Source organism: Patulibacter ginsengiterrae (assembly GCF_056269115.1).
On the sequence record NZ_JBWDOG010000004.1, the window covers coordinates 162,227 to 188,781 of the forward strand.

Annotated in this window: 21 protein-coding genes; 7 read left to right on the forward strand and 14 right to left on the reverse strand. The window is 74.2% G+C overall.

The genetic code is table 11. From position 1 onward, the window contains the following. Positions 1–47: 47 nt before the first annotated feature. Together ACVUH9_RS08630 and ACVUH9_RS08635 are read right to left on the reverse strand one after the other, a co-directional pair. A complete protein-coding gene (locus tag ACVUH9_RS08630; RefSeq protein ID WP_475755904.1) occupies positions 48–1,040 on the reverse strand; it encodes an iron-siderophore ABC transporter substrate-binding protein in 993 nt (330 codons plus the stop codon). Positions 1,041–1,192: 152 nt separating this feature from the next. Then, a complete protein-coding gene (locus ACVUH9_RS08635) occupies positions 1,193–3,040 on the reverse strand; it encodes an ABC transporter ATP-binding protein (RefSeq protein ID WP_475755906.1) in 1,848 nt (615 codons plus the stop codon). 60 nt (positions 3,041–3,100) lie between these two features. Between ACVUH9_RS08635 and ACVUH9_RS08640 the strand changes: the two genes are divergently transcribed. After that, on the forward strand, positions 3,101–3,664 hold the full coding sequence (locus ACVUH9_RS08640) for a TetR/AcrR family transcriptional regulator (RefSeq protein ID WP_475755908.1): 564 nt from the start codon (positions 3,101–3,103) through the stop codon (positions 3,662–3,664). 74 nt (positions 3,665–3,738) lie between these two features. On the opposite strand, the gene ACVUH9_RS08645 is transcribed toward ACVUH9_RS08640, so the two are convergent. After that, on the reverse strand, positions 3,739–4,521 hold the full coding sequence (locus ACVUH9_RS08645) for a GAP family protein (protein ID WP_475755910.1): 783 nt from the start codon (positions 4,519–4,521) through the stop codon (positions 3,739–3,741). Here ACVUH9_RS08645 and ACVUH9_RS08650 point away from each other — a divergent pair. Together ACVUH9_RS08650 and ACVUH9_RS08655 are read left to right on the forward strand one after the other, a co-directional pair. Further along, positions 4,501–5,148 carry a TetR/AcrR family transcriptional regulator gene (locus tag ACVUH9_RS08650; RefSeq protein WP_475755912.1) on the forward strand — a complete coding sequence of 216 codons (648 nt, stop codon included), beginning with the start codon at positions 4,501–4,503 and terminating at the stop codon, positions 5,146–5,148. The genes ACVUH9_RS08645 and ACVUH9_RS08650 overlap by 21 nt on opposite strands. Positions 5,149–5,162: 14 nt before the next feature. Beyond that, complete coding sequence (locus ACVUH9_RS08655; protein ID WP_475755914.1) at positions 5,163–5,693, forward strand: ClbS/DfsB family four-helix bundle protein; 531 nt, start codon at positions 5,163–5,165, stop codon at positions 5,691–5,693. Between the two features lie 8 nt (positions 5,694–5,701). On the opposite strand, the gene ACVUH9_RS08660 is transcribed toward ACVUH9_RS08655, so the two are convergent. Then, positions 5,702–7,333 (reverse strand): MFS transporter, encoded by a 1,632-nt coding sequence (locus ACVUH9_RS08660; protein WP_475755916.1) that lies wholly within the window; start codon positions 7,331–7,333, stop codon positions 5,702–5,704. Positions 7,334–7,588: 255 nt separating this feature from the next. Here ACVUH9_RS08660 and ACVUH9_RS08665 point away from each other — a divergent pair, with 255 nt between their 5' ends. Continuing rightward, complete coding sequence (locus ACVUH9_RS08665) at positions 7,589–9,037, forward strand: hypothetical protein (RefSeq protein WP_475755918.1); 1,449 nt, start codon at positions 7,589–7,591, stop codon at positions 9,035–9,037. Between the two features lie 39 nt (positions 9,038–9,076). On the opposite strand, the gene ACVUH9_RS08670 is transcribed toward ACVUH9_RS08665, so the two are convergent. Continuing rightward, positions 9,077–9,772 carry a FadR/GntR family transcriptional regulator gene (locus tag ACVUH9_RS08670; protein ID WP_475755920.1) on the reverse strand — a complete coding sequence of 232 codons (696 nt, stop codon included), beginning with the start codon at positions 9,770–9,772 and terminating at the stop codon, positions 9,077–9,079. Positions 9,773–9,830: 58 nt separating this feature from the next. Between ACVUH9_RS08670 and ACVUH9_RS08675 the strand changes: the two genes are divergently transcribed. From ACVUH9_RS08675 to glyA, 3 genes are read left to right on the forward strand one after another with little or no spacing between them, the layout of a single operon-like run. Further along, positions 9,831–11,144: an L-serine ammonia-lyase gene (locus tag ACVUH9_RS08675; protein WP_475755922.1), complete on the forward strand. Its 1,314-nt coding sequence runs from the start codon at positions 9,831–9,833 to the stop codon at positions 11,142–11,144. After that, positions 11,128–11,721, forward strand: coding sequence for a hypothetical protein (locus ACVUH9_RS08680; RefSeq protein ID WP_475755924.1), 594 nt, complete (start codon positions 11,128–11,130; stop codon positions 11,719–11,721). The genes ACVUH9_RS08675 and ACVUH9_RS08680 overlap by 17 nt, the downstream gene beginning before the upstream one ends. After that, on the forward strand, positions 11,718–12,998 hold the full coding sequence (gene glyA, locus ACVUH9_RS08685) for a serine hydroxymethyltransferase (RefSeq protein ID WP_475755926.1): 1,281 nt from the start codon (positions 11,718–11,720) through the stop codon (positions 12,996–12,998). The genes ACVUH9_RS08680 and glyA overlap by 4 nt, the downstream gene beginning before the upstream one ends. Here the strand turns inward: glyA and ACVUH9_RS08690 are convergent. The 9 genes from ACVUH9_RS08690 to ACVUH9_RS08730 form a co-directional block, all read right to left on the reverse strand. Beyond that, positions 12,980–14,491, reverse strand: coding sequence for an AMP-binding protein (locus tag ACVUH9_RS08690; protein ID WP_475755928.1), 1,512 nt, complete (start codon positions 14,489–14,491; stop codon positions 12,980–12,982). The two genes, glyA and ACVUH9_RS08690, sit on opposite strands and share 19 nt — an antisense overlap. Next, positions 14,488–16,476: a S9 family peptidase gene (locus ACVUH9_RS08695; RefSeq protein WP_475755930.1), complete on the reverse strand. Its 1,989-nt coding sequence runs from the start codon at positions 16,474–16,476 to the stop codon at positions 14,488–14,490. The genes ACVUH9_RS08690 and ACVUH9_RS08695 overlap by 4 nt, the downstream gene beginning before the upstream one ends. After that, complete coding sequence (locus tag ACVUH9_RS08700; protein ID WP_475755932.1) at positions 16,473–18,170, reverse strand: ABC transporter substrate-binding protein; 1,698 nt, start codon at positions 18,168–18,170, stop codon at positions 16,473–16,475. The genes ACVUH9_RS08695 and ACVUH9_RS08700 overlap by 4 nt, the downstream gene beginning before the upstream one ends. Continuing rightward, complete coding sequence (locus ACVUH9_RS08705) at positions 18,167–18,943, reverse strand: enoyl-CoA hydratase/isomerase family protein (RefSeq protein WP_475755934.1); 777 nt, start codon at positions 18,941–18,943, stop codon at positions 18,167–18,169. The genes ACVUH9_RS08700 and ACVUH9_RS08705 overlap by 4 nt, the downstream gene beginning before the upstream one ends. Next, positions 18,940–20,727: a CocE/NonD family hydrolase gene (locus ACVUH9_RS08710; protein WP_475755936.1), complete on the reverse strand. Its 1,788-nt coding sequence runs from the start codon at positions 20,725–20,727 to the stop codon at positions 18,940–18,942. Before ACVUH9_RS08710 ends, ACVUH9_RS08705 begins: the two co-directional genes overlap by 4 nt. Next, positions 20,724–22,646: an alpha/beta hydrolase gene (locus ACVUH9_RS08715; RefSeq protein ID WP_475755938.1), complete on the reverse strand. Its 1,923-nt coding sequence runs from the start codon at positions 22,644–22,646 to the stop codon at positions 20,724–20,726. Before ACVUH9_RS08715 ends, ACVUH9_RS08710 begins: the two co-directional genes overlap by 4 nt. A 66-nt stretch (positions 22,647–22,712) precedes the next feature. Then, positions 22,713–24,611 carry a dipeptide ABC transporter ATP-binding protein gene (locus ACVUH9_RS08720; RefSeq protein WP_475755939.1) on the reverse strand — a complete coding sequence of 633 codons (1,899 nt, stop codon included), beginning with the start codon at positions 24,609–24,611 and terminating at the stop codon, positions 22,713–22,715. Further along, the gene (locus ACVUH9_RS08725) at positions 24,608–25,495 is read right to left on the reverse strand and encodes an ABC transporter permease (RefSeq protein ID WP_475755941.1); all 888 of its coding nucleotides are present in this window, start codon (positions 25,493–25,495) and stop codon (positions 24,608–24,610) included. The genes ACVUH9_RS08720 and ACVUH9_RS08725 overlap by 4 nt, the downstream gene beginning before the upstream one ends. Further along, positions 25,492–26,439 (reverse strand): ABC transporter permease, encoded by a 948-nt coding sequence (locus tag ACVUH9_RS08730; protein ID WP_475755943.1) that lies wholly within the window; start codon positions 26,437–26,439, stop codon positions 25,492–25,494. Before ACVUH9_RS08730 ends, ACVUH9_RS08725 begins: the two co-directional genes overlap by 4 nt. Positions 26,440–26,555: the final 116 nt, after the last annotated feature.

Consider the following 26,555-nt stretch of genomic DNA (forward strand, 5'->3'; position numbering starts at 1 on the left):
CCGACGACGCGGGCGGGGAGCACGGTCGCGCCCGTCTCTCCCCCGCCCTACTCCGTCGGAGCGACCTTCGTCGCGGGGTCCCCGTCGACCGCCGCCGCGAGCCGCGGCTCGGCCTGCTTCAGCAGGTAGGGGCGGCTCAGCGGGCTGTTGAAGCCGAGGGCGCCGGCGAACGCGTCGGAGGACGTGACGGGGATCACGCGCCCCTCCTTGACCGCATCGAGCTTCGCGTAGAGCGGGTCCTTCAGCAGCCGCTGGGGGTCGTCGGAGATCAGCACGAGCACGTCCTGGTCGAGCACGTCGAGCCGCTCGCGGCTGATGTTCTCGATCCCCGCGCCCTTCGGCGTGTTGAACCCGAGGTCGGAGAAGAACTGCTGGCGCAGGTCGCTCTCGGCCAGGTTGAAGAGGTTGCCGCCGCCCTCGAACGCGACGGTCAGGGTCTTGCCGTTGAACTCCGGGTGCCGCTGCCTGGCCGCGTCGAACTGCCCGTTGACGTCGGCGAGGATCTGCTTCGCCTGGGCCTCGCGTCCGAGCGCCCGGCCCGTCTGCAGCAGCTGGAGGCCCCACGGGGTCCCGCCGGCCGGCGCGTTGCCGGCCGGCACGACCGTCGGGGCGATCTTCTCGAGCTTCTCGTAGCCGCTCTCGTCGACGAACGAGTAGATCCCGAGGATCAGGTCCGGCCGCGCGCCGGCCAGGCGCTCGTAGGCGATCTCCTCGCCGCCGACGAGCGTCGGGACCGGGTCGCTGTTCGCTCCCGGCGCCCAGGGACGGGTCTTGTACGGGAACGACCCGATGAACTCCCGCACGGCGACCGGCTTGACCCCGAGCGCCAGCGCGAAGTCCTGCTCGTTGAAGCCGACGGTCGCGACCCGCTCGGGCGCGCTCGGGATCGTCACCTTCCCGAACTCGTGCTCGATCGTCACGGGGAAGGCCCCGGAATCGGCGGAGGCCGTGGTCGAGGTGGTCGAGGGGGAGTCGTCGGATCCGCAGGCCGCGAGCGCGAGCGACGCGACGGCGGCGAGGAGAAGGGCGGGCAAACGCATGAAGGGCACCCTAACGACGAGTTCGCGTCGGCGGATTCCCGCGCGCCGCCGAGCCCCTCCGGCGATGGGCGGCAGCGGCCGACCCCGGGGCGGCGGCCAGCGGCGGATCGCCGTGGCCGGCCACATCCCGGACGGCGCCGGCCGACGCGGCGTCAGCCGTCGACCGACGCCGCCAATCCCTCGTCGACGGTGCTCTCGCCCGCCGGCACCGCCGCCGCGATCCGGAGCGCCTCGATCAGGTCGCGGTAGAGGTCGTCGGTCGCGAGCAGCTCGTCGTGGGTCCCTCGCGCCCGCACCCGGCCGCCCTCGAGGACCACGATCGCGTCGGCGTCGACGACGGTCGAGAGCCGGTGCGCGATCGTCAGCACCGCCCCCTGCCCGGCCCGGCTGCGGATGCAGCGGTGGATCGCCGACTCGGTCAGTGCGTCGACCTGCGCCGTCGCCTCGTCGAGCAGCAGCAGCTCGGGCGCGCGCAGGATCGCCCGGGCGAGCGCGATCCGCTGGCGCTGTCCGCCCGAGACCGAGCTGGCCGAGAGCGGCGTGTCGAGGCCGTCCGGCAGCTCGTCGACCATGCCGGCGAGCTGGACCTCCTCCAGCACCCGCCGCAGCTCCTCGTCGCTGGCGTCGGGGTGGGTGAAGGTCAGGTTCTCCCGGATCGTGCCGGGCACGACCGGCGACTCCTGCTCGACGTAGGCGATCCGGCGCCGGACCTCGTCGCGGGTCAGCTCGGCGTAGGGCCGGCCGTCGAGGCGCAGCTCCCCCGCCTCCGACTCCAGGAACCGCAGGATCAGCGACATCAGCGTCGTCTTGCCCGCGCCCGACGGTCCGACCACCGCCACGTGCCCGCGGCGGGGGATCCGCAGGTCGACGCCCGCGACCGCCGGGGCGGCGTCGGGGGCGTAGGCCGCGGTCACGCCGCGCAGCTCGAGGATCGCGTCGGCGTCGACGTCGCTCCCGGCCTCGTTCCGCGCCGGCGCGACGGCGCCCTCCTCCAGCTCCAGCCGCTCGGTGTCGCGGATCCGCTCCGCCGCCGCGAAGCCCGACTGGAGGGCGGTCATGTTCTGGGTCAGCTCCATGATCGGGCCCATCAGGCCGAACGCGTAGAGCAGGAACGCGATCAGGCTCGAGACCTCCATCGCCCCCTCGCTGACCCGCCAGGCGCCGAGGCCGAGGATCACGATGATCGCGGCCTGGAGTCCGGTGAAGGCGATCGACCAGGCCAACGCCTCGCGCCGGACGGCCCGGATGCCGTAGTCGGCGGACGCGTCGGCGTCGGCCATGATCCGGGCGGCGATCCGCGCCTCCGCCCGGCTCGCCTTGACGGTCCGAATCGCCCGGATCGTCCCCTCGAGCGTGCCGCCGAGCCGGCCGACGTGCTCCTGGGCCTGCTCCTGGGCCCGGGCGATCCCCGGCATCAGGGTCAGGAAGAGCACCGTGACGATCGCCAGCGCCGCGAACGTCGTGCCCAACAGCACCAGGTCGAGGACGCCCATCAGGATCAGGCTGCCCACGAGCATCACCGCGCCGTTGACGAGGCCGATCAGGCTGGAGGACGCGGCCTCGCGCAGGAGCACGGTGTCCGAGGTGACCCGGGTGACGAGCTCGCCGGGCGGCCGGGCGGTGATCGAGGCGACGTGGGTCCGCAGGTAGCGGCCGACCATCGAACGGCGCGCGCCGAGCACGATCCGCTCCCCGACGCTGCCGAGCAACGTCCATTGCCAGAACCAGATCACCGCGCCCCCGAGCGTGAGGGCGCTGAGGACGAGGATCGGCGCGAGCAGCGACTCGGAGCGCCCGAGCGCGTCGAGGATCCACTTGGTGATCATCGGGCTGGCCAGCCCGGCGGCCGAGGCGGCCATCGCCAGCGCCAGGCCGAGGGCCAGCGAACGGCGGTGCGGCCGGGCGAAGCCCCACAGGATCGCGAGCCGCGGGAAGCGCCCGCTGGCCGCGGCGTCGACGGAGCCAACCGGAGTCGAGCTGACCTTCTTCGGATCGGTCATGCCACGAAATGTAACACCACTGTCCCAATATCTGGATTCGCGGTAACATACAACGACCCCATGACCGAGACCGAGACAGCGGCCCGCTCCCGCACCCGCCGAGAGATCGTGAGCTCGGCGCTCGACACCCTCGCGCAGGACCCTGGCGCCTCGCTCGCGGGCATCGCGACCGCCGCCCAGGTCAGCCGGACCACCGTCCACCGGTACTTCGCCGAGCGGTCCGACCTGATCGCGGCCGTCGCCGACGAGACCGTCAGGCAGGTGATCGCCGCCACCGAGCGCGCCCGGCTCGAGCGCGGCCCGGTCCCCGACGCGCTGGCTCGGCTCTGCCGCGAGTACTTCGAGCTGGGCAGCGTGCTCACCGTCCTCTTCAACGAGACCGTCGTGATCCCCGACGAGGAGTGGGCGCGGCACCAGACCGTCCCCGAAGGCGCGCTCGCCGCGGCCGTCGCGCGTGGTCGCACCGATGGGACGATCGGCGCCGACCTCACGGCCGGCTGGATCGAGCAGCTGCTCTGGGCGCTGCTCTACGCCGCCTGGAACTACGCCCGCGAGCAGGACCTCCCCCGGCACGAGGCGCTCGACCTCTGCCTCCGCAGCCTCGGCAAGGCGATCGCCGCCTAACGGCGCGTCGCACGCCAACGGCCTCCAGAAGCTCGTCTACGACGTGGTGCGGTAGCGCCGAGCACTGGCTCGACTCAGAAGAAGAGGCGGTTTGCCGCGCTTCCGCCGATGAACCAGCCGAGGACGCCGAGCAGCCACGGCATCGCGGCCGACGCCTGGGTGCCCAGCCAGGATCCGAGGCGCTCGAGGGTCGCCTCGGCGCGCCGCCCGACCCGCACGCGGAGCGCGAGCAGCGCCGCCCCCGGAAGGCACATGACGACGACGTAGCCAACGAGAGCCGCGCCTCGGCCCGCCGACGAGGCCGGGGCCGTGCTGAGCACCCCCACCGCCCCGAGGTAGGGCGCCATGGTCGCCAGCTCGACCAGGCCGGCGGACAGCGCAAGAGCGACCGTCCCCCGTGTCGTGTCGACCGCGCGAAGGCGCTGCTCCCATCTCGCAATCGCCGGAAGGCGGACCTCGCCCCGCCCACGGCTACGGGGGCCTACGAAGAACGACGCGCCGAACAGCAGGGCACCGATGCCCAACTGCACCCAGAGGAACGTCGACGAGCTCCCCACCTCGCCGACGACGGGAAGCAGCGCCTGAGCGCCGGCCAGGAGGACGAGCCCGACGCCCAGGTAGAACGTGGCGAGGGACCCCAGATAGACCAGCACCCGGCCCGGCCGAACGTCGGGAGACAGCAGCATCACCACCGGAATCACCAGCGTGCCGATGCTCAGACTGTCCAGCAGGGCAAGCCCAACCAGCCCCACGAGCCCCGATGACTCCACTCGATCCCCTTGATAGAACGGTTGTGCTGCCAAAACGTAGCAGAACGTCCGTGCTAAAAAGGAGTGGTGCCGAAGCTCGTCGACCATGCAGAACGCCGGGTGCAGATCGCCGAGGCGGCCTGGACGGTGCTCATGCGGGACGGCCTCCCGAAGACGACGGTCCGCTCGATCGTCGCCGAGTCGGGACTGTCGAGCGGGGCGATCCGCCACTACTTCTCCTCGCAGGACGAGCTCCTCCACTTCGTCGAGGCGCTCGTGATCGACCGCGTCAGGCAGCGACTCACCGCCGTGATGAGCGACGACCGGATCGGCCCGCTCGAGCGCGCGAGGCGGCTGTGCCAGGAGCTCCTCCCCCTCGACGAGACCCGAGCCACCGAGGTGACCGTCTCCGCGGCGATGTCCGAGCGAACGCGCCTGGACGCACGCCACCGCCGCTACCGGCGGGAGCAGTGGGAGGGGATCCGGATGACCACCCGTACCGTGATCACGCTGCTCGCCGGCCCGTCGCCGAGTGCGCCGCCGGCCGAGACCGCCCTCCGAGAGCGACTCGCCTCGCGCCTCCACCTCATCCTCGATGGCCTCGCCGCGCAGTACGTCTTCTACCCAGGGCTCCTCAGCGCCGCCGTCGTGAACCGCGAACTGGACGACGCGATCGACGACATCCGCGCAGCCCTCGCCGCGCAGCCGGAGGCCCCGGCCCGGCGACCGCTCTGACACGATCCGCCTCCATGCCCGTGCCCCAGACGCGCGCCGACCTGACCGCCGCGGTTCGCCGCGCGCTCGACGGCCTCCAGCACGAGCTGGACCGGGTCGCCGACGCCGGCGCCGCCGAGCTGCCGTGCGTCGACGCCTGGTCCGTGAAGGACGTGCTCGCCGTCCGCGTGGCCTGGGCCGAGATGACCGGCGACTGGATCGAGGCCGGTCTACAGGGCGAGAACCCTCCGACGCCCGCCCCCGGGTACACGTGGCGCCAGACCCCGGCGCTCAACGCCGAGATCGTCGCGCGCGAAGCGGCGACCACGCTCCCGGTCCTGCGCGACCGCCTCGTCGCCGCGGTCGACCGGGTGCTCGCGCTCGCCGACCAGCTGAGCGACGAGGACCTGCTCGTCCCCGACCGCTTCGCCTGGACCCGCAGCTGGACGATCCTGCGCTGGATCGCCGCGAACACCGACGCCCAGCAGACCAAGGCCAGGAGCATGATCCGCCGGGCGCTGCGGGCCGCCGCCACCGACGGCGAGCAGCCCGCCGGGACGACGTAGGCCGCGAGCTACGCGGCCGCAGGCGCTTCGTCCCCGCCGCCCTCCGCCTCCGCCACCGCCACCGTCGGCAGCCTTCGCGTAGCCCACAGCGACAGCAGCGCCGCCAACGCGACCCCCCCGAGCGAGAGGCGCAGCGCTTCGAGCTGCGCGTCGCCGTAGTCGGCCGCGACCGCGCTCGCCTGGTCCGGGGTGAGGCCGCCCTTCTCGGCGGCGCTCTGGACCGAGGCGACCGGCACGATGTCGATGCCCTGCTCGGCGTTGGCGGCGATCTGCTGGCGCGCGGCGGCCGGGACCGCGGGGTTGTCGGTGATCCGTTCGCTGAAGCCGGTGGCCAGCGAGGCGAGCAGGACCGCACCGATGATCGCCGTGCCGAGCGACGACCCGAGGTTCTGGGCGGTGCCCTGGAGCCCACCCGCCTCGCTCGTCTGCGTGGGCGAGACCGACGACATGATCACGTTCCCCAACTGGGACGCGAGCAGCCCGGCGCCCGCCCCCATCAGGGCCAACGCGACCTTGAAGCCGGTGACGTCGAGGGTCGCCTCGAGCGTCGCCAGCATCACGACCGCACCGATGCTGAGCGCCACCAGCCCGAGCTGCGCGACGATCCGCGGCGAGCGCCGGCCGGCGATCCGCGGGCCGAGCAGCGCGAAGACGAGCATCGCCACCGACAGCGGCAGCAGGCGCTTCCCGGTCTCGAACGCGCTGAAGCCGAGCACCACCTGGAGGTACACCGGGATCACGAAGAACGTGCCCATCAGGACGAGCTGCTGCCCGACCAGCGTCGAGAGGCCCGCGCGCAGACGCGGGATCCGCAGCAGTCCCGGGTCGAGCAGCTCGTCCCGCCCGAGACGCGAGCGACGGTCCTCCCAGACGACGAACGCCGCGAGCAGCGCGAGTCCCGCGAGGATCATGAACGGCACCACCGAGAAGCCCAGCGGCGTGATCTCGGTACCGCCGATCGTGGGCGGCGTGCGCGGCTGGACGAAGCCCCACACGCTGCTGCGGAGGACCGCGAAGACGATCAGCCCCAGGCCGGCCGACGACAGCGCGACGCCGCCGAGGTCGAGCTTCGGGCGTCGCTCGGCGACCGGCGCGCGGGCGATCTGCCCCCGCACCAACAGGATCAGGACCACGACGACGGTCTCCGCCGCGAACACGTAGCGCCAGCTGAGCTCCGTCGTCACCCAACCGCCGATCAACGGTCCGGCGGCGACCGCGATCGCCGCTATCCCGCCGAGCAGGGCGTAGGCGAGCGCGCGGTCGTGACCTTCGTAGGTGGCGGCGGTCAGCGCGGCGATCGCGGGGATCACGAGCACCGCGCCGAACCCCTCGACCCCCGACCAGCCGATCAGCAGGACGGTGAGGTTCGGGCTCAGGGCCGTCGTGAGCGAGCCGACCCCGTAGATCGCCAGACCGATCGCGAAGGCCCGGTTGCGGCCGATGATGTCGCCGAGCTTCGCGCCGAGCAGCATGAACGCCGCCATCACGAGGGTGTACATCGTGATCGCCGTCTGCACGCCCTGGATCGTCGTGTCGAGGTCCTTGACGATCTGCGAGATCGCCACGTTCATGACGCTCGAGTCGAGCACCATGACGAACTGGGCCGAAGCCAGGATGAGCATCGGGAGCCACTTGCGCACGAGGATCGGCTCCTACCCTCCTTCACGGCCGGGCGCCCTCGGTCCGCATCGTTCGGCCGCTCCGCGGGTTCGAGAGGGTGTCGTCCCGTCCGTCCCGAGGCTCATGTGCGTCCCACCCTCCCTTGTTCCCGTCGCCAACCAGGCCGCCGTTCGCCAGGCCGCCGTTCCCGTCCGGCTCTCGCCCTGCCGCGCTGCCCACCCGGCGGCGCGCTGCGCTCGGTCGCCTGCACGCTGGCCGCGGTTCTGACGGTCCTCGTGCTCGGACCTGCCGCCGGCCCCGCGGCGGCCGCCGCCCAACGCCCAGCGAGCTCCTCCACGACGCCCGCCAAGCGGGCCTGCCAGCGGGCCGCGCTCGGCGCTCGCGGCCACCGGACGTTCGCGAACGCCACGCCCGCCAACGACCCTGACGGCTCACCGCCGGTCTGGCGTCGTCGCGGACGCACCTTCACCGGGGTCGCCGGCCACCGTGAGCGCGACCGGTACCGGCTGCGGGTCTGCAGCATCTCGGCCGCCGAGACCGAGCAGCAGCATCGCTCGGGGCTGGCCGCGACGCGCACGCTCCTCAGCCACGGGGCGACCGTGACCGTCGGCCGTCGTGCGCGCGTCACCGATGCGGTCGTCAGCGATCCGTGGCTGACCTGGGCGACGACCGCCGCCGGGCAGGCGGGCCTCCGGATCCACCGCCGCGCGATCGCCGGCAACCGGCTCACGACCCGCCGCTTCCGCGGGCGACTGCTCGCGCTCGCCACCACGACCGACGGCACCACGGTCCTCAGCACGGTCGAGCGGGGTCTCCAGCGGATCTACCGCTGGCGGACCGACGGCCGGACCGACAGCCTGATCACCCCTCGGGAGGTGCGGTTCGGCCAGAACCACCGGCTCGAACAGGAACCGGTCCACGTCCAGCTCTGGGACCCCGACACCGTCCGGCTCGCCCCACCGGCGGTCCGCCCCTACGACGACACCTACACCCCGCTCTCCGCGGGCAGCCTCGTCGCCACCTCGCGGACGACGCCGTGCCAGCGGTGGCCGGAGCCGGACGCGCTGCCCGCGGCGCGGGCCTCGACGTCCGACCTGCGGGCCACCATCACCGACAGCGGAGCCTGGTCGCGCCGGGCCAGCTACGACGAGCCCTACTGGGCCACCGCCTCGTCGGTCTCCCGTCTGGAGGTCTGCGACGCCCGAACCGGGAGCCGTCTGCTCGCGGTCCCGGCGGGCTACGACACCGCCGACAACGACGACGCGGGCCTGGACAGCGTCACGATCGCCGGCGACGCGGTGCTCGCCCGCGGGGGATACGCGTCAGGCAACACCGGCTCGGGGTCGATGGCCGGGCCGCTCGAGATGGGATTCGTACGGGGACCGGAAGCCGGGAGCTGGCGTCAGGTCGAGGGTCGGAACATCGCGACGCTCGACGCCGCCGCCTGGGTCGACGGCGACGCGGTCTGGGTCTCGGACGCACTGGGCACACGCACGGTCGCCGCCGTGCCGGAAGGGTTCCGCGGCCTGCGGCTGGCCGAGGCGACGTTGACCGTCGTGGCGACGGCCGGCGACCAGCGGATCGCGCTCTCCCCGCTGCCGCGAGCACGAGTGGCGGGCGATCAGCTCAGCCGCTCGACCTTCAGCTTCGGCATCTGCACGGACCAGTTCGCCTCCTACTGCCCGGACCCCGCGGCGGTGAGCGGCACGCCGACGGGGCCCTGAAGCCCGCCGAGCAGGGCACCGCCGGGGCGCTGGCGCGCGCTACTCCGGCGGCTTGGCGAACTGCCGGGCCGACCCGCGGAGGTGGCTCGTCATCTCGCTGGCGGCGCGCTCGGGGTCACGGTCGGCGATCGCCTCGACGATCGCGCGGTGCGCACGCAGCGACTCGGCCGGCCGGCCGGCGATCGACAGCGACGCCGCGCTGGTGCGGTCGACGGCCTCGCCGAGCACGGCGAACAGCTGCGCGATCAGCGGGTTGTGCGCCGCGTCGACGATCGCCCGGTGCAGCAGCGCGTCCGACGAGGTCCCGTCCTCGCCCGCGGCCACGCCGGCGGACATCGCGTCGATCGCCCGCCGCATCGCCGCGAGGTCGGCCGGCGTCGCGCGGGTCGCGGCCAGGCGCGCCGCGTGGACCTCGATCCCCTCGCGTGCCTCCCAGACCATCGGGTGGTCCGCCTCGACGTGGAGGACCTCCAGGGCCAGCGTCGGCACGATCTCGTCGGCCGGGCGCATCAGGAAGGCGCCGTCGCCGTGGCGCACGTCCACCAGGCCGATGCTGCGGAGGCTGGCGAGCGCTTGTCGCACCGAGGTCCGGCTCACGCCGAGCCGAGTCGCGAGATCGCGCTCGCTCGGCAGCCGGTCTCCCGGGTCGAGCCGCTGCAGGACGATCAGGTCGCGCAACCGCTCCGCGATCTCCTCGTAGAGCGGTGCGCGCCGCACGGGGGCCAGGTCTGCCACGAGCACAGGATAGAGGCACAGCTTGCGGTCTAGTGGTCCAGCCAGTAGGTTCGTCCCCGTGATCGCCAGCACCTTCGAGCTCTTCCGCCCCGGGATCGGGCCCTCGAGCAGCCACACGGTGGGGCCGATGCGGGCGGCTGCCGCGGTCGCAGAGCGGCTGGGCGAGACGCTGCTCGACGAGCTCGAGGTGACCCTGTTCGCCTCGCTCGCGCTGACCTGCCGCGGCCACGGCGTCGACCGGGCGATCCTGGCCGGACTCGCGGGGCACGATCCCGAGACCGTCGATCCCGCGCTCGTGCTCGAGATCGGCGACGACCCGTTCGTCGCCGTCGGCGAGACCCTGCTGCCCCGCACCCGCTGGAAGCTGGTGCTCCAGCCGAAGCCACTCGCCGACGGCCACCCCAACGCGATCCGGTTCGTCGCCCGACGCCCCGACGGCTCCGTCGCGCTCGACGCGGTCTTCCGATCGATCGGCGGCGGGTTCGTGACCGAGGACGGGGCCCGCGAGCCGGAGCGCCCGGCGCCGGCGGTGAACTACGCCTCGGCCGCCGAGCTGCTGCGGGCCGCCGACGAGCGCGGCACGATCGCCGATGTGGCCGCGGCGAACGAGGCCGTCTGGCGCGCGCCGGCCGAGACGGAGCGCGGCCTGGCGCGGATCGTCGCGGTGATGGACGAGAGCATCGAGCGGGGGCTGACCGTCGACGGCGTGCTGCCGGGCGGACTGCAGGTGCGTCGCCGCGCCGCCGCCCTCCGCCGCGACCTCGGCGACGGCCCGACCCACGCCTCGGTCTTCGAGTGGCTGGCGGTCTGGGCGATGGCGGTCAACGAGGAGAACGCCGCGGGCGGGCGGATCGTGACCGCGCCGACGAACGGCGCCGCCGGCGTCTTCCCGGCCGTCCTCCGGTACGCCCGGACCGTCGCCGGGGCGGACGACGAGGCGGTCCGCCGGATGCTCCTCACCGCCGGCGCGATCGGCGCCCTGGTGAAGCGCAACGCGTCGATCTCCGGCGCGGAGGTCGGCTGCCAGGGCGAGGTCGGCTCGGCCGCCGCGATGGCCGCGGCCGCGCTCGCCGAGATGCTCGGCGGGACTCCGGCCCAGACCGCCAACGCCGCCGAGATCGCGCTCGAGCACCACCTCGGCATGACCTGCGATCCGATCGGTGGCCTGGTCCAGGTGCCCTGCATCGAGCGCAACGCGATGGGCGCCACCAAGGCGGTCGCAGCCGCGCGACTGGCGCTCCGCGGTGACGGCCACCACGTCGTCTCGCTCGACCAGGTGATCGACGCGATGCGCCAGACCGGGCGCGACATGCGCGACGAGTACAAGGAAACCGCACGAGGAGGGTTGGCCGTCAGTGTCCCCGCTTGCTGAGCACCCACTTGCCGATCCCGAGGCCGTCGCGCGTCCGCGGACGCCCCGGCGCCGCGCCCGCCTGACCGCCCCCGAGATCCTCGCCGCGATCCGGCGCTGGCACGACCTCCACGGCGAACCGCCGTGCATGGCGGACTGGGATCCCTACCGGGCCCGGACGACCGGCCAGGAGTGGCGGATCGCCCGTTACGACGCCGGCGACTGGCCGAGCGCGAAGTCGGTCCGCAACCACTTCGGCCGGCTCTCCGAGGCCGTCGCCGCGGCCGGGCTCGTCCCCCGCCACCAGGGCCAGCAGCGACCGCGGCCGGAGCTGGCGCTGAGCAACGAGATCCAGGTCCACCTCTCGCACCTCCGCCGTGCGCGCGAGGGCTCGGTCGACTTCGACCACGTCGCCCGCGCGATCCGGGAGCTGATCGCGGCCCGCCAGTCGCCGGACCCCGACGACCTCCGCGCGGCGCTGGTCGACCTCGCCGCCACCGCCCTCGGTTGCGCCGAGAGCCTCGACGCCGGCCCCGACTCCGAGGCCGACGCCAGTCCGTCCGCCACTCCCCCGCCGACCACGAGGACCGCAGCATGAGCCTGCCCGCCGACTACTTCACCGCACCGCTGTCCGCCGTCGACCCCGAGGTCGCCGCGGCGATCGGCCGCGAGCTGACCCGCCAGCAGGACACGCTGGAGATGATCGCCTCGGAGAACTTCGTCCCGCAGGCGGTCCTCGAGTGCCAGGGCTCGGTCCTGACCAACAAGTACGCCGAGGGCTACCCGGGACGGCGCTACTACGGCGGCTGCGAGCACGTCGACGTGATCGAGCAGCTGGCGATCGACCGCGCCAAGGCGCTGTTCGGGGCCGAGCACGCCAACGTCCAGCCGCACTCGGGCGCCCAGGCCAACGCGGCGGTCTACCACGCGCTGCTCCAGCCGGGCGACCGGATCATGGGCCTCTCGCTCGCCCACGGTGGCCACCTGACCCACGGGATGAAGCTCAACCTCTCCGGCCGGCTCTACGAGATCGTCGCCTACGAGGTCGACGAGCAGACGTCCCGGATCGACATGGACGAGGTCGCCCGGATCGCCCGCGAGACGCGGCCGAAGATGATCGTCGCCGGCTGGTCGGCCTACTCGCGGCAGCTCGACTTCCCGCGCTTCCGCGAGATCGCCGACGAGGTCGGCGCCCTCCTGTTCGTCGACATGGCCCACTTCGCCGGCCTCGTCGCCGCCGGCCTGCACCCGAGCCCGGTGCCCTACGCCGACGTCGTCTCGACCACCGTCCACAAGACCCTCGGCGGCCCCCGGTCGGGGATCATCCTCTGCCGCGAAGAGCACGCCAAGAAGATCAACAGCGCCGTCTTCCCCGGCCAGCAGGGCGGTCCGCTGGAGCACGTGATCGCGGCCAAGGCGGTCGCGCTGAAGATCGCCGCCAGCGACGAGTTCCGCGAGCGCCAGCAGCGCACGATCGACGGTGCCCGCGTCGTCGCCGAGCAGCTGCTGGCCGCGGGCGGCGGCCTGAACGTCCTCACCGGCGGCACCGACGTCCACCTCGTGCTGGTCGACCTGCGCGCGACCGCGCTCGACGGTCAGCAGGCCGAGGACCGGCTCGACGCGATCGGGATCACCGTCAACCGCAACGCGATCCCCTTCGACCCGCGCCCGCCGATGGTCACCAGCGGCCTGCGGATCGGGACCCCGGCGCTGGCCACCCGCGGCCTCGGGACCGACGACTTCCGCGAGGTCGGCGGCCTGATCGGCGCCGCGCTCGCGGCCGCCGAGACCGAGTTCGCCGCGCAGCGCGACGAGCTCGCCGCGCGGGCGAGCGCCGTCGCCCGGCGCTTCCCGCTCTACCCGGACCTCGGCTGAGCGGCCGCGTCCCAGCAGCCGTCGGCGGTGCGGTCGAGCTGGTGCTTGGCGATCCGCTCCGACGGCGTGCGCGGCAGCTCGTCGGCGAACGCCCAGTAGCGCGGCAGCTTGAAGCCGGCCAGCCGCTCGGCGGCGAACGCCCGCAGCGCGGCGGGGTCGGCGGCGGCCCCCGGCACCAGCTGGACGACCGCCTTGACCTCCTCGCCGCGCAGCTCGTCGGGGACCGCGAGCACGGCCACCGAGGCGACGTCCTCGTGGGTCGCGAGGACCGCCTCGACCTCGGCCGCGGCGACGTTCTCGCCGCCGCGCCGGACCATGTCCTTCAGGCGTCCGACGAGCCGGTACGCGCCGTCGGGCTCGCGAACCGCGACGTCGCCGGTGTGCAGCCAGCCGTCGCGGAGGACCAGCGCCGTCTCCTGCGGGCGGTTCCAGTAGCCCTGCATCACGACCCCGCCGCGCGTCACCAGCTCGCCGGGCTCGCCGTCGGCCAGCGGTCGGTTCTCGGCGTCGACGATCCGCGCCTGCTTGCCCGGCACCGGTCGGCCGATCGTGCCGCGGCCGACGCTGTCGTGGTCCTCCAGCCGCGCGGCGAGGTCGACGCCCGACTCGGTCATCCCGTAGGCCTCGCGCCACGGCACGCCCCAGCGGCGCTCGAACTCGGCGTGCAGCTCCGGCACGATCCCCGAGCAGGAGACGAGCCGCAACCGGTGCTCGCGCTCCGCCGGATGCTCCGGCTGGCGCAGCAGCAACAGCGGCATCGTGCCGATCAGGTACGCGACCGTCGCCCCGCTCTCGGCTGCCGACGTCCAGTAGCCGGAGGCGGAGAAGCGCGGCAGGATCACCAGCGCGCCGCCGCTGCGGATCGCCGCCGCGGTCATCCACTGCGGGTCCATGTAGGTGAACGGCTGCGCGGCCAGCAGCACGTCTTCGGCGCCGAGCGCGAACAGCTCGCCGCAGCGCTCGGCGACGTTCAGCCAGTAGCCGTGGCTGAGCATGCACGCCTTCGGGAAGCCGGTCGTGCCCGAGGTGTACTGCAGGTTCAGCAGCTCGTCCGCCCCCGGCGGGGGCCCGGGGAGCGGCGTCGTCGGTGCGACCGCCAGCGCCGGCTCCAGGCTCGCGGCGTGCTCGACCGGCAGCTCCGGCGCCGCCTCCGCGATCCGCGGCGCCAGCTCCGCCGTCGTCAGCGCCAGCCGGGCTCCGGAGTCGTGGACGACGTGCGCGAGGTCGCTGCTGCGGTAGCCGACGTTCGCCGGCACCGCGATCGCCCCGAGCTTCGCCAGCGCCAACCAGGCGAGCGGGTACTCGAAGCCGTTGGGCAGCATCAGCAGGACCCGATCGCCGGGCTCGATCCCGCGCGTCGCCAGCACGTGCGCGAGCCGATTGCTGCGCTCGTCGACCTCGCGGTAGCTCAGCGAGACCCCCTCGAAGCGCAGCAGCTCGGCGTCGGGTCGTTCGCTCGCGCGCTGCCGCAGCAGCTCACCGAGACCGGTCATGCCTGTCCTCCGTCGGTCGCCAGATGCCGGTCCAGCCACGCGAGCGTGTGCTCGAGCGTGTCGCGCAGCTGCTCGCGCTCGCACCAGTGGTGGAGGCCGCGCGCGTAGAGCACCAGCTCCGCCTCGCCGCCGGCCGCGGTCAGCGCCGCGTGCAGCTCGCGCGACTGATCGGCCGGGGCGCAGGGGTCGTCCGCGCCGTGCAGGATCAGGGTCGGCGCGAGCGGACCGGCGGCGCGAGCGACCGGCGAGCGCGCGACGTCGAGGCCCTGCGGGTCGGACCCGTCGAGCCGGTCGTCGCCGAGATAGAGCGCGGCGAAGGCGGGGATGTTCGTCGTCCGCGCGAAGCTGCGCCAATCGGCGACGCAGGCGTAGGGGATCGCGGCGGCGAAGGCGTCGGAGCGGGCGACCGCCCACGCCGAGAGGTAGCCGCCGTAGGAGATCCCGCTGATCGCGACCCGCGCAGCGTCGACGGTGCCGGCGGCGACCAGCGCCGCGACCCCGCTCAGCACGTCCTGGAAGTCCTCGCCGCCGACGTCGCCGAGGACCGCCTCGACGAACGCCGGGCCGCGCCCGGTGCTGCCGCGGGGGTTGGGCAGCAGCACCGCGTAGCCGGCGTTGCCCGCCGCGAGCGCGAGCCCGTAGACGCCCAGGGCGTAGTCGAACGTCCACGCGTTCGCCGGGCCGCCGTGGGGGCAGACCAGCAGCGGGAGCGGCCCGGCGGGAGCGACGTCGGTGGATACGGGGACCGGGGGGCGGAGCAGGATCCCCTCGATCTCCTGCCCGTCGCGGGCCGACCAGGCGAACCGCTCGGCGCGCGGCACGACGCGATCCGCCAGCGACGCGTTGACCGTCGTCAGCGGCATCCACCCGGCGCGGGCGCCGTCGTTCCCGCGCAGGTCCAGCAGCGCCAGCTCCGGCGGCTCGCCCGGGGCCGCCTTCGCCGCGAGCAGCCGGTGGCCGTCGGCGCTGGCCGCCACCGCCGCCGCACTCATCCGCCCGAGCGTCGCGGGTTCGCGCCAGAGCTCGGCGACCGCGCCGTCGGAGGCGATCCGCAGGCAGTGCGTCTCGAGGCCGACCGGACCGGCGCCGAGCAGCGCACCGTCGTCGAGCCAGCGCAGGTCGGCGAGGTCGTGCTCGGGGGCGAGTCGGCGGGCGCCGGCGTCGGCGGCGACGTCCGGGTCGACCGCGATGACGGTCGTCGTCCCCGCGACCTCGCCGCGGTCGCTCGCGAGTCCCTCGACGAAGGCCGCGTGGCGGCCGTCGGCCGAGATCGCCGGCGACTGCAGCTGCCGCTCGGGCACGTGCAGCGTCCGCTCGCGTCGGGCGTCGAGGTCGAGCAGCGCGATCCGCGCCGCGTACCAGTCGTTCTCGCCGGCTCCGTCGGAGACGACGGCGACCGCGTCCCCGGCCCCGTTCCAGTCGACCTCCCAGACCGCCAGCCCGGCGGGGCCGACCTCGTCGGTCGCCCCGTCCTCCAGGCCGACGCGGTAGAGCCGCCGCCAGTCGTCCGACCGCCGGGCGCGTAGCTCGGAGCCTTCCGCCGCCGGTGTCTCCCCGACGGCGAGCACGAGCAGCTGCGACCCGTCGCGCGACCAGAGGATCCGCTCGATCGAGCCCGGGACCCGCCCGACGGCGACCACCGGCCCGTCCACCGGGAGCGCGCCCGGCGCACGACCGCCCAGGTCCACCACGTGCAGCGCCGTCCGGCCGCTGCCGGCGCGGTCGGAGGCGAACGCCAGCCGGGTGCCGTCGGGCGCGAAGCACGGCCGCGCGTCGCGGCCCGGCCCGCCGGGCAGCTCGCGGGCGGCGGCCCCGCCGACCTCCCCGACCCAGACCCGAGCGGCCGGCCGCTCGCCACGCTCCGCGGTGCTGGCGGAGACGACACAGGCGACGCGGCGACCGTCAGCCGACAGCTCGGCGTCGCCGACCAGCCGCAGCGTGAGCAGCTGCTCGACCGTCAGCCGGCGATCCAGGACGTCGCTCATGCCCGCACTTTCAGCTTGCCGAGCCAGTTCTGGTTGTAGTAGTAGGGCGTGAAGCCGTCGTAGACGAACTTGTCGCTGAGCGCGATCGACGTGTCCTGCCACCACAGCGGCAGGTACGGCAGCTTCTCCCCCGAGATCCGCAGGACCTCGGCGAGCGCCTTCGTCCGCGCCGCCTTGTCCGTCGTCTTCGCCTGCGCCTCGATCAGCCGGTCGACGACGGGATCCTTGAAGTTGGCCGTGTTGAAGCTGTTCGGGGCCGCGGCCGAGCTCGGGTAGATGCCCTGCGGGAAGTTCGCCGGGTCGACGTAGTCGGGCGAGAGCGTCATGTAGTTGAGGCCGAGGTCCTTGTGCGCGTAGAGCGCCGCGACCCAGGTGTTCTGCGGGACCTCCTTGACCCGCAGCGTGATCCCGATCGGCTTCAGCGCCTCGCTGAGGCTGACCAGTGCGCGCGAGACCGACGGCGCGTTGCTCGGCACCGTGATGTCGGCCGAGAACCCGTCCGGATGCGCCGATCGCGCCAGCTCCTTCTTGGCCGCCGCGATGTCGAAGGCGTAGTCGGGGATCGCGGCGTAGATCCGCTTGACCTCCTCCGGGCTGGCGAGCTGCGCCCACGCCTCGGGGGCCGGGATCGCGTTCGCGACCCGCCCGTGGCCGGCGAGGAACGCCTTCACGTAGCCGGCCCGATCGGCGGCGTGCGCGACCGCCCGCCGCACGTGCAGGTCGTTCCACGGCGCCTGGCTGAGGTCGAACGAGAGGTAGACGACGTTGAGGCCGGGGACGTAGGCCGTCTTCGCCGAGCGGATCCGGTCCCAGTTCTTCGACTGCAGCGGCGGGAACTCGAAGAAGCCGTCGATCTCGCCCGCGCGCATCGCCAGCAGGCTCGCCTGCGGGTCCTCGATGTACTTCAGCGCCGCCTTGGCGACCCGCTGCTTCTCGCCCCAGTAGCGGTCGTTGCGCTCCAGCGTGATCTGGGTGTCGCCGGTGAACGAGGTGATCCGGTAGGGCCCCGTGCCCATCGTGTTGACCCGTCGCCCCGGGGCGCCGAGCTTGCTGCCGAGCCGCTTGCCGAGCGCCTTCGGCGTCACGAAGCTGAACGTCGGCACGTACTGGAAGAGCGGATCCGGCCGCTTCATCGTGACCGTGACCTCGCGCTCGCCGGTCGCCCGCACCGACTTGACGTTGGCGTAGAAGATCCCGATCTGGGAGCCGACCTTCGGGTCGACGTGGCGCTGCATCGACCAGGCCACGTCCTCGGCCGTCAGCGGCGTCCCGTCCCAGAAGACCACGCCCGACCGCAGGCGGTAGACGTAGTGCAGCGGGTCGGGCTGCGACCACGACTCGGCCAGCAGCGGTTGCAGCTTGAGGTCGTCGCCGATCGTCAGCAGGCCCTCGAGCCCGAGCGTCATCACCATCGTGCCGTAGGTGACGTAGCCGGTCGCGATGTCCAGCGTCGGCGGCGGCGTCCCTAGCGCCCAGGTGACGGAGTCGATCGGCGCGTCGGTGCCGGCGGCGCCGACCCCGTTGTCGACCGTCGTCGCGACGCGCGTGGCGCCGCCGGAACCGCTCGAACCGCCGCCGCAGGCGGCCAACAGCCCGGGCAGCGCCAGCAGCGCGCCCCCGGCCGCCGCCCGTCGCAGCACGTCGCGGCGGGTGGTCCCGCCGTCCCCCCGCTCGAAACTCGTAGCGTTGCTCATCGCAGCCTCTCCCCTGAGGTTCCTCGTTCAGCACGGAACGCCGTCGCTGCGGCCGCCGCCTCGGCGGAGCTGCCGCAGGCGAGCATCGCCGCGACCTCCCGCCCGTAGGCCAGCTCCAGCTCGTCGTCGGTGACGGCGTTCAAGACGGATTTCGCGGTCGCCAGCGCGTGCCGCGGCTGCCCGGCGAGCCGGGTCGCCAGCGCGCGGGCGCGGTCCGGCAGCGCGGCGGCCGTGACGGTCTCGTTGACCAGCCCCAGCTCGCGGGCCCGGGCGGCGCCGAAGCGCTCGCCGAGCAGCACCAGCTCGCGGGCCCGCTGGGCGCCGAGGGTGCGCACGAGCGACGCGGACGAGCCGCCGCCGATCGCCAGCCCCATCGGCACCTCCGGCAGCCCGAAGACGGCGTCGTCGGCGGCCACCACGAGATCGCACGAGAGCGCCAGCTCGAAGCCGGCCCCGAGCGCGTAGCCGTGGACCGCAGCGACGCTGGGCACGGTCGCGCGCAGGATCCGGCTGACCACCTGCATCCGCTCGAGGTGCTCGCGGACCTCCGCGTCCGGCATCGTCGCGGTCGAGCCGACGTCGTGGCCGGAGCAGAACGACGGGCCGCTGCCGCGCAGCAGCAGCGCCGCCGCGCCCTCGCGCTCGGCCGCCGCCAGCGCCTCCAGCAGCCCGACGACGAGCCCGACGTCGACGGCGTTGTGGCGGTGCGGGCGCCGCAGCTCGATCTCGGCGACGCCGTCGTCATGCAGGGTCCAGCCGACCGAGGCGGTCATCCCGTCACCACCGGCAGCTCGACGTACGACGGCCGGGCCGCCTCGCGGTGGATGGCGTACTCGACGTCGCCGTCGGCGGGCAGCAGCTCGAAGTGGCTCGCGTCGGTGCCGCCGAGCGCGATCCGCAGGCGGTGGCCGGCGCGCAGCAGGACCGAGGTCGGCAGCAGGTCGAAGCGGACCGTCTCGACGACGCCGGGCGCCATCGGCCGCGCGTCGGCGCGGGCGAAGCTGCGCGGCGTGCGCAGGACGCGGTGGGGCGCGTCGTGCTCGGCGACCGCGCGCGTCGCCAGCCGCAGGTGGCCCTCGGTCACGTGGGTCACGCGCCCGTCCGGGGCGACGTCCTCGAGGTAGGCGACGAGCGTGCCGTCCTCGCGCGTGGAGCTCAGCTGGAGCGTCAGCACGACCGTGCCGGCGACGTGGGTGTCGCTCTCCAACGGCGGACCGGTCCAGGTCAGCAGACGGCGGTCGGGCTCGGCGCGGTCGGGGTAGACGACGTTGCCGCCACCGCTGACCTGCGTCCCCCAGCGGCTCTCGGCGCCGGCCGAGGCGAGCGGATCGGGGCGGAAGCGGTCGGCCGCATCGGTCTCGGGCGGGACGCCGCGGGCCAGCTCGCCGTCGGCCCGCAGGTGCCAGCGGACGGCCACGGTGCCCGGCAGCGGCCAGCTCGTCGTCGTGCGCCAGTCTCCACGCGCGAGCGTGTAGTAGTGCAGCGTGCGGCCGGGGCGCGGCGCCTCGCCGCGCTGGACGTAGCGGTCGAAGAACTCGCGGATCCGCTCCAGCAGCTCCGGCTCCTCGAAGTCGGTGCGCTGGTCGGCGGGCTCGAACGGGTCGGTGGTGAACGTCGCGCCGTGGTTCCAGGCGCCGATGTACGCCTCCTGCGGGACGTCGAGCGTGGCGAACCGCGCGAGCGAGCCGTTGGCGGTGCCGGCGTCGAACCAGCCGGCGGCGGTCAGCATCGGCACCCCGGCCCGCTCCGTCGCCTCGCGGTGGGCGAACGGCGAGCGCTCGATCCAGCTCCAACCGGGCGTGACGTCGTCCTTGAACGGCGTCCGCTCGACCGCCCCGCGCATGTCGGCGCTGGCCTGGTGCTCGCGGACGGCGGCGTCGCGCAGCGCCGGCCCGTCGGGACCGTCGACCGGGGTCGCGACGACCGCGTCGACGGCGAACTCCATGCCCTCGTCCGCGAGCGCCGCCATCTCCTCGACCGCGCCGTCGATCCCGTCCAGCGCGCGGGTGAAGTGGAACCAGCTGTCGGCCATCAGGCGGTTCTTGACCCCGCCGGGCACGATCAGGTCCTCGTAGATGTCGTAGTCGGGGAACAGCGGCGCGACCGCGCGCAGGTGCTCGTTGCCCAGCGACGCCATCAGCTCGGCGGTGTTGCCCTCGTAGGATCCGCCGTAGGCGCCGGCGCGCCCGTTCGACCACGGCTGGGCCGCGATCCAGTCGAGCACGTCGCCGTAGTCGCGCAGCTCGGCGTCGGACAGCTCGGCGCTGCGGGACCCGAACGAGGCCCCGCTGCCGCGTCCGTCGACGAGCACCAGCGCGTAGCCCCAACCCGCCCACAGCCGGGCCTCCGCGAGGCAGCGCTGACCGCTGCGGTCGCGGTCGCGGTGGTAGCGGGTGGCCCGCACGACCGCCCCGATCCGGTGGCCGTCGGGCCGGTCCGACGGCAGCCAGAGGTCGATCGCGATCCGGGTCCCGTCGGCGGCGGTCACGTACTGCGAGTGGCGGCGCGGGTCGGGCATCGGATCGCGGTCGTCGTTCGGGGTCGTCGTGGGGCTCATGAGACGTCGAGCGAGACCGTCTCGCCGCCGAGGGTGCCGGTCGCCGTGCCGCGGCCGTCGGCCCCGAGCTTGATCCGGAGCTGGCCGGCGAGCACGCCGCCGCCGCGCAGCCGGACGGTCCCGGCGACGCCACCGGTCTGCTCGTCGAGCCCCAGCGTGCCGGAGACCCGTGCGCCGGAGACGATCCGCACGCCGTCCAGCGTGACCTTGCCGTCGTCCCCCGCCAGGTAGCGACCGCCGCGCAGGCCGGACGCGCCGTCCCAGGCGTCGATCAGGTCGTGGGCGTCGGTGAGGTCGGCGACGGTCAGCAGCACCAGCCCGAGCGCCTTGCGCTGCTCCGGGGTCCCGCTGCCGCTGCTCGGCACGATCCCGGCCGGGCGCAGCGGCGGGCTCGTCACGAACTCCGGCGGGGTCCCGGTGCCGGCGCAGGCGCGGAGGTTCGCCTTCAGGGTCTTGACGAAGCGCAGGCCGAGCTGCGCGCCGCAGGCGGAGTCCGACGGCGTGTGGCCGACGTTCGGGACCTCGGCGAAGCGCCCGTGCGGGAACTGCGCGGCGGTCTGCCGGCCCATCGAGCTCGGCGTGTTGGTGTCGAGGTCGCCCGAGAGCACGAGCACCGGGACGTCCGGCATCGCGGTGCCGGCCGGCAGCGGACGCCCGGCGGTCGGGTCGTTCGGCCACTCGATGCAGGTGTCGGCGCCCTCGATCCCGCTCTCGGTCCAGGCCGCCGGCGAGACCGGCAGGAAGGCGCGCGCGTCGAGCGCCCCGAGGGCGGCGGCGTAGGCGGCCTTGCGCGCCGGGATCGGGTCGGAGAAGGAGTAGACGCGCGGGTAGTCGTGGCAGGAGATCGCCGCGTTGGCGGCGCTGCTGAAGCTGCGGAGGACCTGCGGGTCCTGGCTGCGCAGCAGCGAGAAGAGCGCCAGCGAGTGCTCGTTCAGCCGCTTCAGCGGGGCGAGGTCGCCGGCCAGCGCGCTGTCGACGGCGGACGGGATCCGGCCGAAGACGGAGGCGTCGAGCGGGGCGTAGAGCAGCGACGCGATCGCGCCCTCGCCGAGCTCGTACGGGACCAGGTCGCCGCCGACGCGGACGGTGGTGGCGACGGGGTGCTCGCGCAGCTTCGTGGCGAGGCGGGCGGTCCGCCGCAGCACGACGTTGCCGTCGCACTTGCCGGTGCGGGAGCACTCGAGCCGGATCGCGCGGCGGGCGGCGGCGATCTGGTCGCGGCCCCACGGGTCGAAGTCGATCGGGTTGGCGCCGCTGAGCACGACCGAGCGAACCTGCGCCGCGTGCCGGGCCGCGTAGACCGGCATCAGGTAGGTGCCCCACGACTCGCCCCACAGATCGAGGCGGTCGATCCCGAGCGCCGCGCGCACGGCGTCGAGGTCGTCGGCCGCCTCGACGCTGCCGTAGCCGGCGATCTTGGCGCCGAGCTGGCCGCCGCAGGCGCCGGTCGCCGCGGTCGCCGCCGCGGCCGGGCCGAAGACCAGCTCCGGCGAGAGCGCGGCGCACGAGAGCACCTGCGACTGGCCGGTCCCGCGGACGTCGACCAGCAGCAGGTCGCGGTGCTCGCGGAGCGGCGCGAAGAGGCCGCCGGCGAGCTCGTCACCCTGGGCGATCGTGGCCCCGCCGGGGCCGCCGGGGTTGTACGCGACGGTCCCCCGCGACGGCGCCGCGGCGTCCTTGCGGGTCACCAGCGCGAACGCGACCTCGGTCGTCCCGAGAGCCGGGTTCGCCCGCACCAGCGGGACCGTGATCCGGCCGCACTTGGCCGGGACGGTGATGCCCTGACAGGGGCCGTAGGCGACGTCGCCGACCGCGGCGACGGCGGACGGCGCGGACGGCAGCAGGGCGGCGAGCGCCAGCAGCAGCAGGGCGGCGAACCGGCGGCGCGGACGGCGCGGCGGGAGCGTTCGTTCGGTCATCGTCCGATTCTCGGAGCCGCGGCCCGGCGTCGCTTGCAACACCCGGCGGAAGCCGGAGCGGTCGCCTCAGACATCCGATGCGCCGTTCGTCGCGGCCGCCAGCCAGGCCTCGTCGCCGCGCGGGATCGAGTCGACGAGCGCGCGCGTGTAGGGGTGCTGCGGACGGTCCAGCACCGCCGCGCAGGCTCCCTCCTCGACCAGCTTCCCGTGCCGCAGGACGTAGACGCGGTCGGCGATCTGGCGCACGACCGCGAGGTCGTGGGTGATGAACAGGTAGCTGACGCCGAGCTGCTCGCGGACCCCGGCGAGCAGGTTGAGGACCTGCGCCTGGACGGAGACGTCGAGCGCCGAGACCGCCTCGTCGCAGACGATCACGCGCGGTTCGGCCGCGAGCGCGCGGGCCACCGCGACCCGCTGTCGCTCGCCGCCGGAGAGCGCGACCGGCTTGCGGGCGGCGTAGGCCGCCGGCAGCCCGACCTGCTCGAGCAGCGCGGCGGTCCGTCCCGCCACGTCGCGCATCCGCGGGTCGTGGACGAGCAGCGCCTCGGTCAGCGTCGCGCCGACCGTCCGCAGCGGGTTGAGCGTCGAGTACGGATCCTGGAAGACCATCTGGATCGTCCGCCGCAGACGGCGGCGGTCGGCCCCGCTGAGCGCCTGGTAGTCGCTCGCGTCGATCCCGTCGATCAGCAGCGAGCCGCGGCTCGGCCGCTCCAGGCCGAGCAGGCAGCGCCCGAGCGTCGTCTTGCCCGAGCCCGACTCGCCGACCAGCCCGACGCTCTCGTTCTCGCCGACCTCGATCGAGACCCCGTCGAGCGCGGCGACGCGGCGCTCGCCGCGGCCGCCGCCGAAGACCTTCTCGATCCCGCGGGCGACGACCAGCGGCGTGGCCCGATCCGCGTCGGCCGGCTCGGCCACCGCGTCCAGCACGACCGCCCGGCGGGCCTGCAGGTCGGGCGCGACCTCCTCCGCCCGGACGCACGCCGAGTGATGGCCGGTCGCGACCTCGCGCAGCGCCGGCGTCGCCTCGCGGCAGCGCGGCTGCGCCCACGCGCAACGGTCGGCGAAGGCGCACGCCCCCGCGACCTCGTCGGCCGACGGCACCGATCCGCCGATCGCCGGCAGCGTGCCGAGCCGGCGGTCGCTCGGCGGCTCGCTCAGCAGCAGGCCGAGCGTGTAGGGGTGCTGCGGCGCGGACTCGACGTCGTGCGCGGAGCCGTGCTCGAGCACCGATCCGGCGTAGAGCACCTCGACCCGGTCGCAGGTCGAGAAGGCCACGCGCAGGTCGTGCGTGATCAGGACCAGGCCCATCCCGCGCGCCTCCTGCAGCTCCTTCAGGCGCGCGAGGATCTCCTTCTGCGTGGTCGCGTCGAGCGCGGTCGAGGGCTCGTCGGCGATCACCACCTCCGGATCGCGGGCGAGCGCCGCGGCGATCCCGATCCGCTGCCGCATCCCGCCCGAGAGCTGGAACGGGTAGGCGCCGGCGACCGCCGCGTCCTCGATCCCGACCTCGGCCAGCCGCCGGACCGCCTCGCCCCGCCGCGCCCGGCGGCTGAGCCGTCGGCCGTCGCCGTCGCGCAGCAGCTCGGTGATGTGGTCGCCGCAGCGCATCAGCGGGTTGAGCATCGTGAACGGGTCCTGGAAGATCAGGCCGATCTCGCTGCCGCGGACCGCCGCCAGCTCGCGCGGGCTCAGCGTCAGGAGGTCGCGTCCGCCGTAGCGGACCTCGCCCTCGGCGCGGACGCCCGGCGGCAGCAGGCCGACGATCGCGCGGGCCGTCATCGACTTGCCGCTGCCGGACTCGCCGACGATCGCGAGCGCCTCGCCGCGGGCCAGCTCGACATCGACGCCGTGCGCGATCGTGCGCTCCGCGTCCCCGCGGCCGGCGGCGATCCGCAGCCCGCGGACGCGCAGCAGCGGCTCCGTTGCCACCCGGTGCGGCGTTTCCTGCAGGACGTCGTCGGTCATCGGGACCTCCCCCGCTCGGCGAGCTTCTCGTAGGACCAGTCGCCGATCAGGTTCATCGCGACCGCGGTCAGGACCAGCGCGATGCCGGGGGCCAGCGCGGCCAGCGGGTTGTCCTCGATCAGCGCGAGGTTGTCGCTCAGCATCCGGCCCCAGTCCGCCGCGCCGGGCGCGACGCCGAGCCCGAGGAACGACAGCGCTGCCATCGTCACCAGCGCGTAGGCGAAGTTGAGGAAGCTGTTGGCGACGATCAGCGGCAGGATGTTCGGCCAGATGTGGCGGTACAGGATCCGCCGCCGCGAGAGGCCGAGCGTGCGCGCCGCGTCGACGTACGGCAGGCCGCGCTGGGCCAGCGTCGCGCCGCGGACCAGCCGCACGTCGGCCGGCGCGATGAAGACGATCAGGATCGCGACGGCGACCAGGTAGCCGCCGCCGAGCACCCCGACCAGCACGATCGCGACGAGCAGCGCCGGCAGCGCGTAGAGGAAGTCGGTCAGCCGCATCAGGCTCGCGTCGCGCCAGCCGCCGCGGTAGCCCGCGGTCAGGCCGAGGACGGTGCCCAGCAACGACGAGCCGAGCACGATCAGGGCGGGGCCGACGATCGCCGAGCGGGCGCCGGCGATCAGCCGCGAGAGGATGTCGCGGCCGGAGTCGTCGGTCCCCAGCAGGTGGCTCCCGCTCGGGGTCTGGAGGCCGCCGACGAGATCCTGCGCGTCCGGCTCGTGCGGCGCGATCAGCGTGCCCAGCAGCGCCCAGACGAGCACGACCGCGAGCACCAGCATCGCCAGCAGCACCAGCAGCGGCGGCCGACCCGGGAGCCGACGGCGGCGCGACGTCGGTGCCACGTCCGGACGGGGCTGCTCGTGCAGCGGTGCGGCGGCGCTCATTCCGCCCCCTCCCCGAACGCGATCCGCGGATCGGCGATGGTGTAGAGCACGTCGACCAGCAGGTTCAGCAGCACGATCAGCGCCGCCAGCAGCAGCACGACGCCCTGCAGCACCGGCAGGTCCTTGTTCTGCACCGAGCCGATCAGCAGCGTGCCGAGGCCCGGCAGCGAGAAGGTCGTCTCGACCAGGATCGTGCCGGTCAGGACGATCGCGACGACGGTGCCGGCGGCGGTCAGGATCGGCAGCAGCGCGTTGCGCAGCGCGTAGCGCAGGAGCACCCGCCGTTGGGGCACGCCGCGGGCCAGCGCGAAGCCGACGTAGTCCTGCTCCAGCACCTCGGCGACGGCGGTCCGCGTCACCTTGACGACGATCGCCATCGCGGTCAGCGCGAGCGCGACCGCCGGCAGCGTCAGGTGCCAGAAGCGATCGGCGAAGCCGGACCCGGCACCGTAGGCGGGGAACCAGGCCAGCTCGACGGCGAAGACGTACAGCAGCACGACCCCGGTCACGAACGCCGGCGTGCTGATGCCGACCACCGAGGCGCCGACGACGGCCCGGTCGACCGCGCTGCGGCGGCGGACCGCGGCCCAGACCCCGAGCGGGACCCCGGCGCCGATCGCGAGCACGAAGGCGTACCCCGCGAGGTAGGTCGTGACCCCCAGTCGGGTGCCGATCACCGAGGTCACGCTGCGGCCGTTCTTGGTCGAGTCGCCGAAGTCGAGCTGGAGCGCGTCGCGCAGCCAGATCCAGTACTGCTCGACGAACGGGCGGTCGAGGTGGAACTGGGCCCGCAGCTGCGCCAGCAGCTCGGGGCTCGTCGGTCGCGTTCCCAGCAGCGCCTGCTCGGGGCTGCCCGGCGCGATGTAGATCAGCGAGAAGATCACGAACGAGAGCAGCAGCAAGAGCAGCGCGCCGATGCCGATCCGGCGCGCGACGAAGCCCACCAGGCGTCGCCCTCTCACCCGTTCCCCCGTCGCTGCTGCGTCATCGTCACGTCGAACTCCACCGTCTCTCCACCTTCGTGCGAATCTCACACTACGGTCCGCCGCGCCCCCTTCAC